Raw genomic sequence first — 19750 nt, forward strand, 5'->3', positions numbered from 1 at the left:
TTTTTGTTAGTTATTTTGTTAGTTATTGATGTTTTATAATGTCGATAGTAAACTCGACAATACTGCTTGGGCTTTTGTTGGAGGTGAAGAGCAATTGGCCGGCGATAAAATTATTAAGAAACCCGAAGATAGCTGCGGAGTAGCGGAGAAGGCTTTCCCTTGCCTATGTAAATGTTGCGCTAAAAGCAGTTCTTTGACAGGTGATGCTTATAAGAAAAACTGTCTTCATTGCAGCATATGGACTTCTATGCCCGACGGGGCAAGCCTGGCAATAACCCATATATTTGAGTGTTCGCTTCATGGGTATGTCAAGCGAATAAAAAATTAAAATTGTAAATGTTTTAGGGGGTGTTTATGTGTTTAGAAGATTAATTGCAATTATTTTGGTGTTTTCTCTAATTTTTTCTTCCGCTCCATTCGTATACGCCAGTGAAATTACAAGCATTTCAAGCGATGCTTTTCGGGTTTCTGAAGAATATGCAGCACAATATCCTAATGGAGTAATAGAATTTTCAACAGTGGAATTTGATACAACGGAGGGTGCCGATGATTTTGATGTAATCGTTGTAAGGCGCGGCGGCACTTCCGGCAAGGTAGAGGTTGATTTTAAGGTTATTGAAATCACAGCCAAGTACGGTGATGACTTTTCTATTCTTATGCCTGCGTGGTATGGATACGAAACTCTAAAAAAAGAAATAAAATCACCCACCCTTTTAGAATCAGCATTGGAAGAAAACAAAAATGGTTTTATTACTTCGCCAAAATATCTTGCAGAGAACCCGGATTTTATTAAGACTTTAATCGATCAAGAATCAGTTGTAGAAGCAATATATAGAGAACAGCCAATAATAGCTATAACAAATGAGCCAAATAAAGAAGATTATTCGGTAACTGAAGCAGTTTATATGGAACCTGCAGCTCCTGCATACAAATCCTCGCTTCATGAGCTGCGTGACGAGGCTATGGGAAAAACAAGTACAGCTCCTCTGCCGGTTAATTCGCAAATGAATATTTTTGACATAGAAGATCCTGAGCAAATAAAAATCGGTGATGCATTAAATACTATTGTGCCCGGGGCAGCCGGCCATTTGGTTTTTGAAGACGGCGAAAACTATAAAGCTTTTAAGGTGAGAATTAAAGATGACAACATATTTGAAGGACCAAAGCAATTCATGATCGGACTTTTTGATCCAACCGGCGGTGCTGTTTTGGGAGATGTTTTCAATGCAACCTGCAACATTATTGATAATGATGAAGGCGCAGGACAAATCATTGGATTTGAACAGGAATGTTATTCCGCATACCCTTCCGAAAAGAAAGCGGAGGTCATTATTACCCGCCGAGGAGATATTAATGCATATGCAAAAATAGAAATATCCACATTATCGGGAAGCGCAAAGGCAGATGAGCATTATGTTCCCGTTATGACCGATACCATGTTTTTACCCGGTGAAACGAGTAAAAAGGTGCTGATACCGCTTTTAGCTGATAAAGTATCTGAAATGCTGAGCTTTGAAATAGTGGTTACTGAGGATGAAAAACCAACAAACGGTATAAGCCGGACAACCGTAAACATAATGCCCGAGGAAGAAAACAAAAGATTTACACTAATGTCTGCCAATAAAAGTTTTGATCCCCTTTCAATATATGATTGCAGAGAATATATATACTACCCGGGAACCGCATTTGGTTATGAGGGTTCCTACGGCTCCGATGCATTTCATACGTGGAATATAAGCAATTTTCCATTCTTTGCCCCCAGTGGGATGGAAATGCCTCTTAACGATGGTTGGGGGCGAGCCGGTTATATGTATAAATGGGTTGATTTACTAGGTATCAGCGGCATTACTGTGGATTGGCGGAATACCGGCGATGATGACAAAAAATCCAATAAATCATACATCTATATAGATGATAAAGAGTATTACAATCCTAAAGGTAAGTTTGACGAGACAGCTTATATAGGAGGTTCTGACAATCAATATCCAAGAAAAAATACAAAAATGCGTTTTGTAAATAAAACGGAATGGAGTCATTACGGATGTCTTGGAGTAAGAAGCATTAAATTGCATAAACAGCAGTTTCCTGTTGTAATAGATGAACCTTTGATGGTTACTTACGACAAAGAAGGAAAAGAAACAGAAAGCACTGACTTTACTTATAATGTATGGAACGGGAACAAGCTCGTAGATTCTATAAGATTTGAACCCGGTACGGTTGAACCCAGTGATTCAAAACCCTATAGAGATGAAACAATAAGCCTTACCCCCAAATTGAGCCGGGAAGGGTTAAAGCGAGGCCTTGAATACATAGGATATCAAGTCAAAATAGGCAATAAATTTAAAACAACTGTATTTTCGGATAAAATAACAATTACACCGGAATTCATTGCAGATAATATCTATGTCGCAGGCACTACAAAATGGTCAGAAAAATTGACAATACGTCCTGTTTTTAAAAGAATAAATGCCTGGTCTTTAAAAATCCTGGATTATGATGATAAAAAAGGCGAGCTCCGAATTGACGGAAGAAAACATAAAAATCAAATATATGATACATCGGGATGCTATTTCGGTGATGAACTCAAGGCAGAATTGATACCCGAAGCGGATTATTCGGCTAAAGGAATAAAGTATTCAAATGGAAATATAGACGAAAGACCCTATGCAAATATTGTATTGAATAAGAGAACGGAAATAGAGCCTGTTTTTAATCTGAACAGTAAGACCATAACCATTGAATGGCGGGCGCCTGATGAAGGGACAAGCGAGCCTAAGGAAACAAATAATTTGAAAGGTATGATTTTACACGATCATCCTGATAATATGCCGCTGAAAGAAAAAGGTGTTCTTTATAAAGATGTAATCACGGTGACAGCACCAAACCGTGATGATTATCAAACTGACGCTGAATATCAAAAAGCTCTGGATGAGTACCGCAGCAAGCTTGCACAGAACGAAGCAAAAATTGCAGAAAACTACTCTGCATATAGGCAGAATTTCAGTACCTTTACACTTGAAAAGTTATCCGTTGGGGATATAGTAACCCTCTATGCCAAACCTGATAAGGATTATACAGTAAGCTGGGTGATTAAAGATATTGACGAAGAAGAGGAAGAAGATGATGACGAAGGACCTATATCCACTGAAGATGAAACAATAAAATACTGCAAACACATCGGCAGCAGCTTCAGCTTTGAGGTAACAGATGAGCTGGATAAAGTGCATTATTATTTTACCGAGGTAAATAATCCCGGTACTCCTATATTTAGCGGCAGAGTAGTTCAATCTAAAAATACAATCAAAGTTAGTACAGCATTACCTATTAACCCGTATAATGATAAAACCTTCAATAGTTTGCCCGGAGTTTCGGTATCGGTTTCAGTGGCGGACAGCGGCAATACTTCTATAATAAAAGGCAACAAAAAATACGAAACAACAACTGTCACAGATAAAGATGGCATTTTCAAACTTTATGCACCTTATGGAACAGATAGTGCACCCTATTCAATTAAGCTGGCATATGATAACAAGATTTATACAAAATCCATTCGTACAGGAAGTAAAACAACGTACTTAGAAATCCCTTATATGGATAATTTCAAGGTTGAGGGTATGCAAATAACCGGTATAAGCAATGAACAATTAAAAATTGAAGACAGGACTGCAAAGATATCCCTTATTGCTTATGCCAGTGATAACCGCAGTATCACCAAAGTGCGCTTAAGAAGCTATGATGCTTTGGGAACTTTATGGCAGACCCTCGATGCCACTTCAACGGATGGCAGGGAGTGGACCTTGAGTACAAACCTCCGTGAAAGCTTCAAAAATAACGGAAGGTTAACCGTTGAATTGTACGATGACAAAAATATAAGACATGGTGAGATAGAATCCGGATACATCATAGAAGAACCGCCTGCCGCCGGGGATGTTATATTGCCGGATATACCCGGCATTGGTGATGGTACGGAAGTAAATCCTATAGGTCAGGTAAAACCTGAAACTGAATTGGGTAAAACTCGCAGCCTGCAGCCCCAACCGGTAAGTGACAATGCCAAAACCTATGCAGTTGCAGTAGGAGTGGGTAAAACTTTAAAGAATATAATAGACCAAAACGTAGATCATTTTGCCAAAAAAAATATTACCCAAAAGACAGAGTTGTTGGCTGATTATCTCAACGATGGCAGGTATTCCAGCAATCTTTTGAATGATAGCTGGAATAATTCCAAAGGTTCTTCAAAAACAGGCCCGGGCAAGGGTGGCGTTACCATCGACTTTGATATAGGATTCTACATCCAGTTGACGAAGGAAAAGAAAGGCGCTATCAACAATTTTTATTTTGACTATGCGATGATTTATGTGGGCTGTGAAGCTAAAGCACAGCAGGATATCACCGCGTCGATTTGCGGTGTCCCCGTATATCTTAGGATAAAAGGAAGTGCAAGTGTAAGAGGTTTATTTATGGCACAGGGCGGTGATGACACAAGAATTTTGACAACTATTTGCTGGTTCCCTTTAACAGACAATTACGATGGTATGGAATTTTACGGGCTCTTCCATATTAATGCTAAATTTGCTATCGGTGCAGGCCTTGGTGTCAGGGGATTATTATCTGGCGGAATAGAAGGAGAAATGATAATTGATATAGTATATCAGCCGTGGAACAACGGCGCCGGAACCCTTACCTTTGCCCTCAATGCGGATATTGATGTTTGGAAAATACCTATAAAGTTCAATATTACAAAGTACACATTGCAATTATTCAGAACTGCTGGTTATAAAGACAGCAACTGGCTGCCGGAAATAACCAAAAAGAACGCCATGATAGCAGCAAACAATATAGCCAAAAAGAAAGGAATATCAAGGATATCAGAGCTTGACAGGGCTTATAATATGTCGGACTGGAATAATATACCTGACAGTGCAAATGCAGGTCTGCGAGGTATTGAAGTCACAACGCTGCAAAGTGGTATATACAAACATCCCCAACCGAAGATAGTTTCATTAAATAACAATAAGAAAATATTATTCTTTATAAATGACGACCTGGAAAGACCGGATTATGACAGTACAGCCCTATATTATTCAATTTATGACGGCGAATGGAGTGAACCTGTTAAGCTCCAGGACGATGGAATGGCTGACTGCGACCCCTATGCAAAAGTTGTAGGAGATAAAATTCTTGTTACCTGGTCAGGCTCCAATAGAACTTTTGGCGATACACAGCCTTCCATAGCTGATTTATTGAGCAGTACCGATATCTATGCACAGTTCTTTGATTTGGATGGCAATAAGGCAGGAAATACAGAACGATTGACCTTTGATAACGGAACCTATGGGAACGCGACGCCAAAAGCGGCTTATGACAAGACAACCGGAAATATCATGCTCCTTTATAATAAGACAGATTATAAAACCAAAGATGTTGCATTTGATGGCAATGCATTAAAAATTGGAGATTTTTTGCATAATTCCTACAGCACAATTGCCTACAGAATGTATGTCAATGGTAAGTGGCAGACAAGCTATTACGAAGATGAAAAAACATATCTCGAATATGAGAAAAAGAACGGAGCCGGTTCGCTTTATGGACAGAGGTTTATGGACTTTGATTTAGCAGATGTTTATACTCCGAAAGTGACTGATTTTGCCGCTGCAAGCCAAGACGGCAAGGCACAAATAATTTATATCCTTGATATCGACCAAAACCCTGAAACAAGAGATGATTCAGAATTATTTATGATGGTTTATGATTTTGAAAACAGAACCTTGACATCACCTATAAGGATTACCGATGATTTAACGCCGGACTCAAACCTGCAGACAATAGAATATGAAGGTGATTCCTATTTGTTCTGGAATAACAATGGCTATATATCTTATATAGCTCTTTATCCGCTTATGAATTTTAACCTTTCGGAGGAAACAATGGGCGGTGTGGCATATTCCAAATTAAAAGATGAATATGAAAGCTTTTTAACAGTAATGGATGAGAAAAATACTGAGGCAGCAGAAAGCTTTACTGTAACAATAGGTGATGACGGCAACCTTTATGTTGCATGGAATGAACTAGGACAAACAATAACTAACAATGTGGCTGTTAAAGAAAGACAATTATATGCAGCCATGTATGATTCAAAATTCGAAACAGTTTACGAAGGTGTATACGGAGAACCAGTTTATAGGGGAAACTGGGGCACTAAGCAGCAGCTATCTGAAACTCCCGGAGAGTATAATAATGAGCAAACAGTCGCTGTGGATTCAAATGGTACGGTTACTGTTATAAACCGCAGATTTGAAATTGTGGATAATACAAGTACCCCTGATGAATGGGATAAAAAAGAATCAGATACATCCGCATTGGTTGCAAGACGGTTTGAACCTGTATCTACACTGGACATTTATCCATCTGATATAAAAATATATCCGGAATATCCCAAGGCCGGAGATAACGTAACCCTTACCGTCAGTGCTGTTAATGCAGGCTTTATGCCCTCAAAAGAAGTAACCTTTAAATTTGAAATTTATGATGATATAGTATTTGATTCGCACCTGTCATCAGGTGGTAAAGTTACTGCAAGTACAAGCTTCACAATGCCGGATAATTTCTCCGCAGATAATCCGGTAAAACTAAAAATTACAGCATGGGAGAAAGGTCTGAAGAGTAGTGCTGCTGAGGAACTATATGAAATCTCACCTCAGGAGAATATTATTATAGAAAATCAAGGCGGCTATCTTTACTCAAATGACGAAATAAGAATTACCGGAACACTCTTAAACTTAGGAAATAAAGATGATGAAAATATTATGCTTTCAATTGAAAAATTTAATGATAACGCAGTGGCAGCCATTGTAAAAACGCTTTCATTTGATACTGTGAAACCTTCAGATATATATAAAATTGATGAAATGGTAAAAGTAACTGACGCTGATTTTGGAGATGACGATAGTATTGAGTTTTATATTAAGGTCAAAAAAACTATTAATGATGAAGAAACGATAATTAGTTCAAAACCTGTAATAGTTTATAAAGATACAGGTATGGCGGTTTCAATCAGTGTTAATCAACCAATGTCCATGGAAAGGGGAACCTCCCAAAGCATGGCAGCTAGTATTCTCCCTATTTCTGCAGCAGAAAGCTATGACTTGCAGTATAAGAGCTTGAATCCTGAAATTGCAGAAATTAATTCAGATGGTATAATTACAGCCAAGAAAGCAGGAACTGCAAAAATTCTTGTTGAAGCAATAGGCAATATATATCTGATAGATAAAAACAACAAAATTTATAATCCGGCAGGAGGCATGTTAAAATTTAATGCCGATGGCTCAATAAAAAATCCTGCTGATGATATCGGCAGTGATAAGGCAGCAGCATCGAAAACTGTATTTGTTACTGTTGCAGATACTGAGCGTGAAAAATCCAAAGATGAGGAACCTAATAGTTCCACAACCAATGCTTCAACAAACACACCTAATGTGATAAAAACCATAATTGAGGGTAATCAGGCTGCGATTTATATTAAAGAGAATTTTACTCTTAGGCAAAGTGATATAATTGCAGCACTAAACAAACTCGATAAAGAAATGCAGCCAAAATCTCTTAAAATAGTAATTGAAGGCGATAAATTAAACATTGATAAGGATGCTCTTAAAGCTTTGATCGATAATGATATTAATATTCATATTTCACTAAACAAAGGTGAGATATACCTTCCTAAAGAAGTGCTGGAGCAAATTGCAGCCAGAGCTGACAGCAATATTGTTTTAAGTATCAACAAAACTGAAAGTGCTGATGGCAGGCCAATTGTAGATATTGAAATTAAATCAGGCAGCAATACTATAACCGGCTTTGGCGGCAATGGTATTACAATAAGAATACCATATACTCTCAAAGATGGTGAGGATAAAAACGCGATTGTTGTTTATCATGTTGATGAAAATGGAAAATACAATATGATCACAAACGGAGAATACAAAGATGGTTTTGTAACTTTTAAGACTAATCATCTATCGAGATATGCCATTGGCTATAACTACGTACAGTTTATGGATGTAAGCGGCTGGGCCAAGGATTATATTACCTATCTTGCCGCAAGAGGAGTTATTAATGGAATTGGTGATGGCAGATTTGTTCCCAATAATAACGTTACCAGAGCTGAATTTGTAAAAATGCTTGCTGTTTTGTCAGGAGATATTATACCAGAAGATGCTGAAACTCAATTCAGTGATTTTGACAAAACTGTATGGTATGCACCATATGTAGCATGGGCAGCAAAAAATGGATATGTACTTGGCACATCTAAAACTACATTTGCACCAAATGATAAAATTACAAGAGAACAGATAGCAGTGATTATTGAAAGATTCATAAAAGCTAAAAATTATAAGTTGGAGAGTCAAAATGAACCAAGGGTATTTGCAGATGAAGCCGATATCAGCACTTATGCAAAAGATGCAGCAGCAAAATTAAGCAGTGTAAGTATCATATCCGGTAAAGAAAACAATATCTTCGCACCCAAAGAAAATGCTGCCAGAGCTGAATGCGCAAAAATGCTAGCTGCTCTATTATCCATAATTTTAGAATAGTATTAAAAATTTATATTTTATACTTTCCTATGCATTTTGAATAATCAAAAGAAAGAGAGGTCGCAATAATGAATCCTAAAAAGTCTTATCATGTAAACATCTTTGTCATTATCGTTTTATTAGTCTATTTAACAGTTTTTATTGTCGGTTGCAGCGGCCATGGAAATGAAAGTTCTCTAACACAAATAAAAAAGTTTGAAGGTGGTACAGCATATAAAACCAGTGATGATTTTTATTGGGTACTCGCCTTAAACGGCACATGGCGAGAGATGGGACGTCAGTATGGAGGGCTTGTCAAGGATGAATTACGCCGTTTTTATGATGATATATCCGCAGATGTTGTAGCACGTGGAATGGATTATAATGCTCAGCTTGAAAATGCAAAAGGTTTAGCCTCAACTCTCAGCTCAAATCTTAATGAACTGTTAAAAGGAGTTGCCGAAACATCAGGACTTAGCGATGATGAGGTGCTGATTCTGAATGCCGGAATATTTAATCTCTCATATTTGGTTATGGGCGGAGAACTTACTAGTGCATGCAGCGGTTTAGCGGTTTGGGACAAGTACACACCGGACGGCACTCTTATATTCGGCAGGAATTGGGACATAGAAAGAGAGCCCATGGTCAAATATATGAAGTACCTGTCAGTAGCTGTTTTCAATCCTGATTCCGGAAACAGTTTTGCAAATGTACATCCGCTAGGCAATGTTTATCTTGAAACCGGCATGAATGACAAAGGAATATTTATTGAACTTAATAATGGGTCGCTTTCTGATCCTGAATACATAGAAGATCGTGAAAATAGTGTTTCTGTTTTAGTAACGGCTCTAAACCAATGCAATACTATTGATGAGGCATCAAAATATTTACTGGATGTCCCTGCTGATCTTGCATATGCTCTCCAGGTTGCCGATGTAAAAGAATGTGTATCCGTGGAGAGAGCAACCTTCGGAGCTCGTGTGAGAAAAAGCGGACAAAACGGCGTTTTGGCTGCATACAATAATTTCATTCCACCATATCCAGTAGAATGGGAAGATAAAATAGTTGATCCTCTTAAACCGGAAGTTGACCCGCGCTATAATAACCTAATTAATCTTGCCAACTCCAAAGATTTCTTTGGTAAACTGGACGTAAACGGCATGAAAAAACTCATGGATATTGAAGTGAAAGACGGAGGAGCTGTTCACGGTGGCACTGTATATCAAGTTATCGCTGTGCCAGAGAAATTCACTCTATGGATTCGTGGCATGGATTATTCCGGCTGGCAGCAAATTGATTTAAAAAATCTGTTTTAAACATCCGAGCCTCGTTATAAATAGATGAAACTCAAAAACGTTGGTGTTTCATATGTAACCCAAAGGGTATTTTTCATAGGGTTGGCAGCCTGTGGAAATGAAAAAATGCACCACATTGCGGATTAAATATTGACTATTCCTATATAATTAAATAGAATAGTAAATAATATATCAAAATATATAAAACATCTATGAATCGGAAAAGTAATTGACGTAAAGGACTTAAGCGAGCTCGGACAGAGTGGAAGCCGGGCAGTCAGACGTCAAAGAAAAGAGCCGAGGAGATTCAAGCGCAATCCGGCGTTATGGATTAAGGTGGGCATTTATGCCAATTAGAGTGGTACCGCGGATCCTCCGTCTCTTTATTGAGACGGAGGACTTTTAATTTTTATTGGTTTTACGGCCATAGACTGACCCCAAAGGAATACAACATAGAAAATAAGGAGGAAGCAATATGGATTTTAAATTAGAAATAGCAAAGAAAATCAGCAGCATGACAGAAATGGAAACAGAAAAAATATTGGAACTGATGGAGATACCGCCTCAGCCAAACATGGGAGACTATGCTTTTCCATGCTTTCAGCTGGCAAAGGTCATGAGGAAAGCACCCAATATGATAGCCAGGGAACTGGCCGAAAAGGTGGAAAAGGACGATACATTGGAGAAGGCCGAGGCTGCGGGAGGATATCTGAACTTTTTCATAAATAAGGAAGGGTTCATCAAGCATACGATAGCCCAGATACTAGAGCAGGGAGATAAATACGGCAGCTCCGATGAAGGAGAAGGCAAGACGGTGCTGGTGGAATTTTCATCCCCCAACATTGCAAAGCCTTTCCACATCGGACATCTGGTAAACACCATAACGGGAAACTCCATAGAAAAGATATTCAGGCACTTGGGATACAACACAGTGAAGCTGAATCACTTAGGGGACTACGGAACCCAATTTGGCAAGCTCATCTCCGCCTATAAACGATGGGGCGTAGATGAAGTGATAGAAAAGGACCCTATAACCGAGCTTGTGAAGATTTATGTAAAGTTCCATGAAGAAGCCGAAAAAGACCCTTCACTGGAGGATGAGGCAAGGGCATATTTCAAGCAGCTTGAGGACGGGGAACCGGAAGCCGTGGCGCTGTGGGAAAAGTTCAGGGAGCTGAGCCTCACGGAATTCAGAAAGCTGTATAAGGACTTCAATATAGAATTTGACTCCTATGCCGGGGAAAGCTTCTACAGCGACAAGATGCCCGAGGTCGTGCAGATACTCAAGGACAAGAATCTGCTCAAGGAAAGCAACGGAGCTCAGATCGTTGATTTGGAGCAATTCAATATGCCTCCTTGCATAATACTGAAATCCGACGGAGCTACCATATATGCTACAAGGGATCTGGCGGCGGCCATCTACAGGAAGAGGACCTATGATTTCTATAAATCCTTCTATGTGGTAGGAAACACCCAGGCGCTGCATTTCAAGCAGTTTTTCTCCGTGCTCCGGCTTGCGGGCTTTGAATGGGCAAAGGACTGCGTGCATGTGGGAACATCTCTGGTAAAGTTTGCAGACAGCAAGCTTGCCACAAGGAAGGGCAATATAATATACGCCAAGGAAGTGGTGGATGAAGCTGTGGAAAAGACCCTGGAGATAATAAACAGCAAGAATCCCAATCTGGAGGACAAGGAACAAGTAGCCAAAAAAGTAGGTATGGGGGCAATAATCTATACATTCCTGAAGAACAATATGGACAGGGATATAATATTCTCCTGGGAGGATATGCTCAGCTTCGAAGGCGAGTCAGGGCCCTATGTGCTCTACAGCTATGTCCGGGGGAAGAGCATACTGAAAAAAGCGGGAAATATCGGAGAAAATCCGGATTTATCGTACCTGAAAACCGAAGATGAATATAATATGGTGAAGCTGCTGGGCTTCTTTAAGGAAACCGTAGAACAAGCGGGAGACAGGTATGAGCCCTTTGTAATAACCAGGTATGTGACCGACCTTGCTAAGGCTTACAATAAATTCTACAACACCCACCCCATATTGACCGCCGACGAAAAGGTAAAGGAAGCCAGGCTGGCTTTGACCAAGGCAGTATGCAGCGTACTGACCACAGGCTTAGGCTTATTGGGGATACAAACACCTGAAAGCATGTAAAAGGGAATGAGGAGTTAGGAGTTAGGAATTAGGAATGAAGGTTATGAAAAATTGTTGATTGCGAACTTTACTATGTATAGCGTGAAAAAAGATTTTACAGCAATAATGTTATGCTGACTGAATAAGAGTGTATTACAAAGTCTTAGCTTCGGAACTCTGCAATCGTTATCAGTCAGCATAACAGCTATGTAGGATATTTTAATGCGTTATATATAATTTTGTGATATTATTGTAAAGTAAGCCTAAAAATAGAAGGGGGACAAAATATGAGCCGACTATTCGGAACTGATGGCGTAAGAGGAATAGCCAACAGTGAATTGGATTCCGGCCTGGCATATAAGCTTGGCAGAGCCGGGGCCTATGTATTGACCCAGGAAAACAAGCACAAGCCGAGGATAGCTGTGGGAAAGGATACGAGGATCTCCGGCGACATGCTGGAAGCAGCTTTGGTAGCAGGCATATGCTCCATGGGCGGAGAGGCTGTGGTATTGGATGTGATGCCTACCCCTGCCGTAGCTTACCTTACCAGGCAGATGGGTCTGGATGCAGGCATAGTGATATCCGCTTCTCACAATCCTTTTGAATACAATGGGATCAAGTTTTTTGACGGCAAGGGATATAAGCTGTCGGATGAATTGGAAGACAAGATACAAGAAATTATAGAGAAAAATATGAAAGCCTTGCCCAACCCCACGGGTGAATGCATAGGCAAAAGAACCGAAATAAATGATGCAGTCTATACATATGTAGATTTTCTCAAAGAGACCATAGAAGCAGATTTCAAAGGGCTGAAGATCGTACTGGACTGTGCTAATGGTGCATCATACATTACAGCACCCACTGCCTTTGCAGAGCTGGGAGCCGAGATATTGGTCATCAATAACGCTCCTGACGGAATAAACATAAACAAGAGCTGCGGCTCCACCCATCCCGAAAGCCTTCAAAGGATGGTTGTAGAATCCGGTGCCCATCTGGGTCTGGCTTTCGACGGAGATGCAGACAGACTCATCGCTGTAGACGATAAAGGCGAAATAGTCAACGGCGACCATGTCATGGCGATAATCGCGAAACACTTGAAGTCAAAGGGCAACCTCAAAAAGGATACGGTGGTAGCTACCATAATGAGCAATATGGGCCTGGAGATAGCCTGCAGGAATGAACAATGCAATATAATCAGGACAAAGGTAGGAGACAGGTATGTGCTGGAGGAAATGATGAAAAACGGCTATAACCTGGGCGGTGAGCAATCGGGACACATAATCTTCCTTGATCACAATACCACCGGTGACGGCCTTCTGACGGCCCTGCAGCTGGTATCCGTAGTAAAGGAGACTGGGAAGAAGCTATCCGAGCTGAAAAGCATCATGACCGAGCTGCCTCAGGTACTGGTAAATGCCAGGATAAAAAATGAGTATAAGACTAAATATATGGAAGATGCGGAAATAAAAGCAGCCATAGAAAACATCGAAGCCCAAATGAAGAATGCGGGCAGAGTGGTGATCAGGCCCTCGGGGACAGAACCCCTGGTAAGGGTCATGCTGGAGGGCGAGGATCAGAACGTCATACAGAAAATGGCCGAAGACTTGGCAGCATTGATAGAAAGGAAATTGTCATAGGGTGCCTCAAGGGGCGCCCTTTTCAATGAAATGCATCAATATTTCAATGCTATACAACAATAAGGCCTTGCGATAATATAATAAACAATGTAAAATATTTTTGCCGTAAAAATGCAAAAACTCACGTTTAAACTGTATGATGTATTATGAAGGGAGGTGATGGAAAAAGTAATATGGAAAGGAGGGGAAAAGTGAACGGCAGCTGTAAGCCTGAAGATATCAAATAAGCGCCTGGACTTGCATTGTGCAAGTTGACGAGGAACAGGGTTCATCGAAATACTCGGCGGGTGCCCTGCGGCATAGCTCAATGCCGATAGAGGTTTTACAAAACCGCAAGCGATTGCAGGTACAAAATAAACCGAAATGAGCTGAATAAATTGTAGAGTCGGGGAACATTCCATAAGGTTATTATCGGGAACATTCCTCAGAGATAAAGACTCTAGGGAAAGAAACATGTTCCCATAAATTATTTCCAACGGCGTGTAACCCCGTTCCTTAGTGAAAGGGGAAAAATTAATGTGTGGAATAGTTGGATATATCGGAGATAAAAATGCAGTTCCGGTATTGATGGATGGCTTGAAAAAGCTTGAATATAGAGGATATGACTCTGCCGGTGTGGCAGTATATGCAGAAGGAAAAGTTCAAATAAGGAAATACAAGGGCAGACTGAGCGTTCTGGAAGAACATTTGGATAAAGAAAAACTGAGCGGCAATCTGGCCATAGGGCATACCAGATGGGCTACCCACGGGGAGCCTTCGGATGCCAACTCTCACCCTCATACAAATGAAAAAGGAGATATTGCCGTAGTTCATAACGGGATAATAGAAAACTATCTGAAGATAAAAGATTTTCTTATAAGTAAGGGCTATGTGTTCAAATCAGAGGTGGACACGGAGGTGCTGGCTCACTTCATCGACTATTATTATGAAGGAGATCTGGCGGAAGCGGTAAGGAAGGTTATAAAGGAAATCAAGGGCTCCTATGCCTTTGCGGTGATAACAAACAGGGAACCGGACAAAATAGTATGCGTAAGAAAGGAAAACCCTCTGATAGTGGGAATAGGCGAAGATGAAAACTACATCGCATCGGACATCCCCGCCATACTCAAGCATACGAGGAAAACATACCTCATGGGAGAAAACGAACTGGCCGTCATAACCAAGGATGACATCAGATTCTATTCGGAAAATGGCGAACCGGTAAAAAAAGAAGTCTTCAATGTGGATTGGGACGTATCCGCAGCAGAAAAAGGCGGCTACAGGCATTTCATGCTGAAGGAGATCCACGAGCAGCCAAAAGCAATAAAGGATACGATGACCGGAAGGATGGCAAAGGACTCCGATACCATCAGACTGGATGACATAAAGCTGACTGCAGAGGAGCTGGAAAGATTCAGCAAGATTTTCATAGTAGCCTGCGGCACAGCCTACCATGCAGGATTGGCGGGCAAATACCTTATAGAGCATCTTGCCAAAATCCCCGTGGAAGTGGATATAGCCTCTGAATTCAGATATAGGAATCCTTTGGTGGACGGAAAGACTTTGGTGATAATAATAAGCCAATCCGGCGAAACCCTGGACACCTTTGCAGCCCTCAAGGAAGCGAAGAACAAGGGCGCAAGGATACTCAGCGTAGTAAACGTGGTGGGCAGCTCCATAGCAAGAGAATCCCACGATGTGCTGTACACCTGGGCAGGCCCGGAGATAGCGGTAGCATCCACCAAGGCTTATACAACCCAGATAATTGCCCTGTATGAGATAGCCCTTCATATGGCTGATCTCAAGGGAACCTTGTCAAAAGAAGAGATCAAGACCATCAAGGATGAGATGCTGAACCTCCCCGCAAAGATAGAGAAGGCCCTGGAAAACAAGGAAGAAATGCAGAAGTTTGCTTCCAAGAACTCCGGTGAAAAGGACGTATTTTTCATCGGAAGAGGCCTGGACTATGCAGTGGCTCTGGAAGGCTCCCTAAAGCTCAAGGAGATATCCTATATACACTCGGACGCCTATGCGGCAGGAGAGCTGAAGCACGGCCCCATAGCCTTGATAGAAGAGGGCACCGTAGTAGTAGCTCTCATGACCCAGCATGAGCTGTATGAGAAGATGCTCAGCAATGTAAAGGAAGTCAAGGCAAGAGGAGCCTATGTATTCGCCATAGCCAAGGAAGGCAACAGGGAAGTAGAAACCATTGCCGACCAGACCCTATATATACCCCAAGTATCAGATATGCTCTCACCCACTGTAACTGTGATACCCCTCCAGCTATTAGCCTACTATATGGCAGTAGAAAAGGGCTGCGATGTGGATATGCCGAGGAATTTAGCTAAGAGCGTAACTGTGGAGTAGAAAAATAGTTAGAAACCCATGTGAGTTCTCAAAAAGTTTGAAAATGTTCTCAAAAAGTCTGAAAAACTTCTCAAAAAGTTTGGAAATGAATAGAATGGTTAATAAAAGCAGAGGCTATTTATAAATAGTCTCTGTTTTTATTAATGGGAGTAGAGGAAATGATGCGATTATTAAGATTTATACAACCATTCCAAGATGAGTGCATCTCAAGTTATATATATAGATTAGGGCAAGCAAATTTTTGCAATGGTACCTGGATATTGGATGAAATAGGATATAGCAACAAAGCCAAATTATACTTAATTGATTATATAAATTCAGAAGACTTGTTAGGTAGGTTATCAAAATTTTTAAATATAAGCGTCGAAGTTATATATTGGATGACAATTCATAGGTATTCATCTAGCTTATGGAATCCTAACGCATATAATGGTAGGAGGAAAGGAAAACCTATCGAATTACTAATTAGAGAAAGACCAGTATTTTGTCCCTACTGTTTAGATGAAAAACAATATTGTAGAATTTATTGGTATTTAAAGCCTATTAAAAGATGTGTTATTCATGATACTGATTTATCAGATAGATGCCCTTATTGTTCAAAACTACTAAATCCCTTTATAATAGCTTCATCAGTTTGTTCTTGTGGTAAATCATTAGCATTAAAAATAATAAGTGCAATAAAATATGATTCCAAAGTTGATAACCATAAATATTGTCATTATGCTTTTACTGATGAATCAAGTATCCTTCAGATGAAAAGTGGAATAGCCATCCGAGGATCTGATTTTACTAGTTTAATAACGTTTATAATAAAATTGGTAGATGAGTTGGCTAATTGTGATATAGAAGAGCGTGTAAAACATCTTGACTCGGAAAGCGCAAGAAAAGATGAAATTATTAACAAAATAATAGAATATTGGCCATATGAATTTTCAAGAATAATATTGGATTATTATTGTATGAGCCTGTATTTAAGCTGTGAAGATGGCATTTCCCGATTGAATAGTATGATTATGCGCTTATATTTTATTTACTCTAAAGCCGATGGATGCAATTTAGGACTTGCAAAGCAAGAAGTTGATAAGGAAATCATTGATTTTTTAATGTTTAAAACCGGACCATATATGCTAAGATGGTTAATTGAACTAATTTTCAAAAATAATATCTACTTCAAGTTGCGAAAGAAAAACAATGACATGATACAAAGCGTTTATTTTGGCAAAACAATTATAAGAAAAGGTTATCTATATGATTATGCAATGGATAGATACGATGTTTTGCTTAGTAACTTAATGCCAGTTGATGGCTGTGATGAAATTATTGAGGAATGTTTTACTGAATATAAACACTCTAGTTTCTATGAAGAATTGTATAAAGCTCGAAATTTAAGTATTATAGAACTTTATGAAACAATAGTTGATTCTAATCCATATGTAGAAATATATCTTGATACTTATTGTAGTTGATTTCTTCCTTTGCCCACGAACTGCTCCCCATTTTCGCCGTAAATTGCTCTCTTAATTTGCTGCGGCAACTCGGAAAGGATGCCATGGCTTCCGCCATGGCATGATCTACGGTAGTTCTCCAGCAATAACAGTTCGAACCATGTAATCATCAATAAGCTTCTTGGCACGCTGTGCCGCAAACATCAGTGCATGGGTTGCTACCTTGTTGATGGCTCTTGCTGAGCCGGCAGAATATCGATGTATTTCATCAATGGCCTTTTCGGTAAATATCTCCGATGTACCTTGCGCATATTTAAGATGTGCGGCTATGTATTCTTCTGTCTGGGATCTGTCGTATTGAGGGATTTCGCACTTGATATCAATGCGCTGACGAATAGCGGCATAACGCTGGAGTTTCAGCTTATCCCATAATTCATTCTGGCCAACAAGGATGAGCGCCATAGGATTTAGAGAGTCCATTTTGTAGTTCATCAGGAAGCGTATTTCCTCAAGAGTCTCCTTGTCCAGCAAATGAGCTTCATCAACGATTGTAACGACATTTTTCCCTTGAACGCCTCGTATGATTTCAAGTTGTTGGTGCAGCTGGCGTTTGGAATCGCCGCGGTAAAACTTTGCTTCTACCCCCAGTTGATCCAGCAAACCTTTGTAGAACCACCTGGGTGTCAATTTCGAATCAGACAGATAGAGTACTTGGTATTTATCGCTGGACAACATAGATGCAAACTTCCTTATGGCGGTGGATTTGCCGCAGCCAACATCCGCTGTGACCAATGCAAACAATCGTTTTTCTGCTGCAAACTCAAGTCGGCTTAGGGTTTCATCTAACATAGGCGACAGATACAGTCCATCCACTGAAATACTATTGATAAAGGGTGTCTGCTTCATCTCGAAAAATGCTTCATACATGGTCAGACACCTCACGGTTCTTTCTGAATACAACAGCAACATCTTGGCGGGTGCGGCCGGATATATTGGCTTTGTTTAATCCGTCAAGGAATCTCGAACTCTCAGGCTTAAGCGGAGTCATGCGTTGAGGAAGTCCTGACCTGGTACCGCAGTGTTCCCCAACCACTTGTTCCTTAGCCATGAAGGGGACAAAATCCGGATGGTGGATTTCGATTTCATTAGCCCAAGACGGATCATAGTGAGCTTCAACTTTTCTGCCGATGAGCTGCAATCCGATTTCATACCGTTTACCTTCAAAGCTGATGCAACCGGTTTTATCTACAGTACGTTCCTCGCTGTGGAGGAAGGCTTCTGTAAGAGTCCGCATATCAATAAACTTGAGAGAGCGTTTATCTGTCTTAAACGCAACCTCGGGAGTTATGCCGCCAAGCCCATGATGGGGTGTTTTGTGATAATGGTCATCAATCCAGAGCTTTAATAATCTGTTGAGTTCATCCAGTGTTTTTACATCCGTTAAAGCTACTTCTGAAAGAAAGGAATCGATTCTCCTGTTAAAGGCCTCAATTTTACCCTTTCCTTCAGGATGATAGGGCTTAGCAAACAAAAGCTTTATCCCTAACTGGGTGCAAGCTTTCCCAAGCCAGCTTGATCGGTATTGCTTGCCGTTATCTACATAGATGGCATCCGGCTTGCCATATTGCATAATGGCAGTTCGTAAAGTATCTTCAATGATTGCAATCTGCTGATGCTCATAGAATTTTGCAGCCACAATGAATCGGGTGGCATCATCGATAAATGCGGACAGATACACCTGCTTTTTTGCACCATTCTTTCCAATGGATAGATATGGCCCATATTTGATATCTCCTTGGAAAAGCATGCAACGCTGTGACTTTTGAAACCGTCTTGCTGATACACCTTTTTGTGTATAGATCTTCATCTGGTGGGAACCAAAGCCCCGTTTTTGAAGGTGCCGCTGAAGTGTGCTTCGGCTGACACTGCCTTGGGGCACAATGTTTTCAAGTTCCATAATCCGGATGATATCATTGACAGATCTGCTAGGGCATTCTCTCCTAAGCTCTATGGCAGTATCGACAATCTCTTGAAAATTCTCTGGAAGCAAGCTGTGCTCCTTGGAGGCAATCTGCTTGGGTTTAAGTCCATCAAAACCATCCTTTAAATATGCATCATAATATCTGGAGATGGTTCGGTAGGATATTTCGTGTTGTGCCGCCAGCTTCTTCTTGAGCTCAACAATACTTTTGGGATCAAGATTTTCGTCTAATAGCGGCATAATAATCATCATCCTGGCAGCCGCTTGACCTTGTGCATCTTGTGTTTTCATAAAGTATCCGCTCCTTTCATTTCTTTCTATGAAGAGCATAATACT

General features: G+C 40.3%; 8 protein-coding genes and 1 other annotated feature. Of the genes, 6 read left to right on the forward strand and 2 right to left on the reverse strand.

What is annotated here, in order from left to right; genetic code table 11:
* Positions 1–356 precede the first annotated feature (356 nt).
* The 6 genes from AC4HCY_RS07115 to AC4HCY_RS07140 all read left to right on the forward strand — a co-directional run bounded on the left by AC4HCY_RS07115 (position 357) and on the right by AC4HCY_RS07140 (position 17454).
* Positions 357–8585, forward strand: a complete 8229-nt coding sequence (locus AC4HCY_RS07115; protein WP_491095695.1) for an S-layer homology domain-containing protein — start codon at positions 357–359, stop codon at positions 8583–8585.
* A 68-nt stretch (positions 8586–8653) separates the two neighbouring features.
* Positions 8654–9880 (forward strand): C45 family autoproteolytic acyltransferase/hydrolase, encoded by a 1227-nt coding sequence (locus AC4HCY_RS07120; RefSeq protein WP_491095696.1) that lies wholly within the window; start codon positions 8654–8656, stop codon positions 9878–9880.
* A gap of 182 nt (positions 9881–10062) precedes the next feature.
* Positions 10063–10245: a binding site (T-box leader), on the forward strand.
* A gap of 89 nt (positions 10246–10334) precedes the next feature.
* Positions 10335–12026: an arginine--tRNA ligase gene (gene argS / locus AC4HCY_RS07125; protein WP_491095697.1), complete on the forward strand. Its 1692-nt coding sequence runs from the start codon at positions 10335–10337 to the stop codon at positions 12024–12026.
* Between the two features lie 266 nt (positions 12027–12292).
* Entirely contained in the window at positions 12293–13642 is a 1350-nt protein-coding gene (gene glmM / locus AC4HCY_RS07130) for a phosphoglucosamine mutase (RefSeq protein ID WP_491095698.1), read from the forward strand.
* Positions 13643–14158: 516 nt separating this feature from the next.
* Positions 14159–15988 (forward strand): glutamine--fructose-6-phosphate transaminase (isomerizing), encoded by a 1830-nt coding sequence (glmS, locus tag AC4HCY_RS07135; protein WP_491095699.1) that lies wholly within the window; start codon positions 14159–14161, stop codon positions 15986–15988.
* A 158-nt stretch (positions 15989–16146) separates the two neighbouring features.
* Positions 16147–17454, forward strand: coding sequence for a TniQ family protein (locus tag AC4HCY_RS07140; RefSeq protein ID WP_491095700.1), 1308 nt, complete (start codon positions 16147–16149; stop codon positions 17452–17454).
* A 105-nt stretch (positions 17455–17559) separates the two neighbouring features.
* On the opposite strand, the gene AC4HCY_RS07145 is transcribed toward AC4HCY_RS07140, so the two are convergent.
* Both AC4HCY_RS07145 and AC4HCY_RS07150 read right to left on the reverse strand, forming a co-directional pair.
* Positions 17560–18360 (reverse strand): ExeA family protein, encoded by an 801-nt coding sequence (locus AC4HCY_RS07145; RefSeq protein WP_352417797.1) that lies wholly within the window; start codon positions 18358–18360, stop codon positions 17560–17562.
* Positions 18353–19705 carry a DDE-type integrase/transposase/recombinase gene (locus AC4HCY_RS07150; RefSeq protein WP_352417796.1) on the reverse strand — a complete coding sequence of 451 codons (1353 nt, stop codon included), beginning with the start codon at positions 19703–19705 and terminating at the stop codon, positions 18353–18355. Before AC4HCY_RS07150 ends, AC4HCY_RS07145 begins: the two co-directional genes overlap by 8 nt.
* Between the last annotated feature and the right edge of the window lie 45 nt (positions 19706–19750).

The organism is Lutispora sp. QWL-02 (assembly GCF_058315355.1).

Coding starts and splice junctions, on each gene's coding strand:
- AC4HCY_RS07120 (WP_491095696.1), top strand. CDS start 8,654: ATGAATCCTAAAAAGTCTTATCATGTAAACATCTTTGTCATTATCGTT.
- AC4HCY_RS07140 (WP_491095700.1), top strand. CDS start 16,147: ATGATGCGATTATTAAGATTTATACAACCATTCCAAGATGAGTGCATC.
- glmS (WP_491095699.1), top strand. CDS start 14,159: ATGTGTGGAATAGTTGGATATATCGGAGATAAAAATGCAGTTCCGGTA.
- glmM (WP_491095698.1), top strand. CDS start 12,293: ATGAGCCGACTATTCGGAACTGATGGCGTAAGAGGAATAGCCAACAGT.
- AC4HCY_RS07145 (WP_352417797.1), bottom strand. CDS start 18,360: ATGTATGAAGCATTTTTCGAGATGAAGCAGACACCCTTTATCAATAGT.
- argS (WP_491095697.1), top strand. CDS start 10,335: ATGGATTTTAAATTAGAAATAGCAAAGAAAATCAGCAGCATGACAGAA.
- AC4HCY_RS07150 (WP_352417796.1), bottom strand. CDS start 19,705: ATGAAAACACAAGATGCACAAGGTCAAGCGGCTGCCAGGATGATGATT.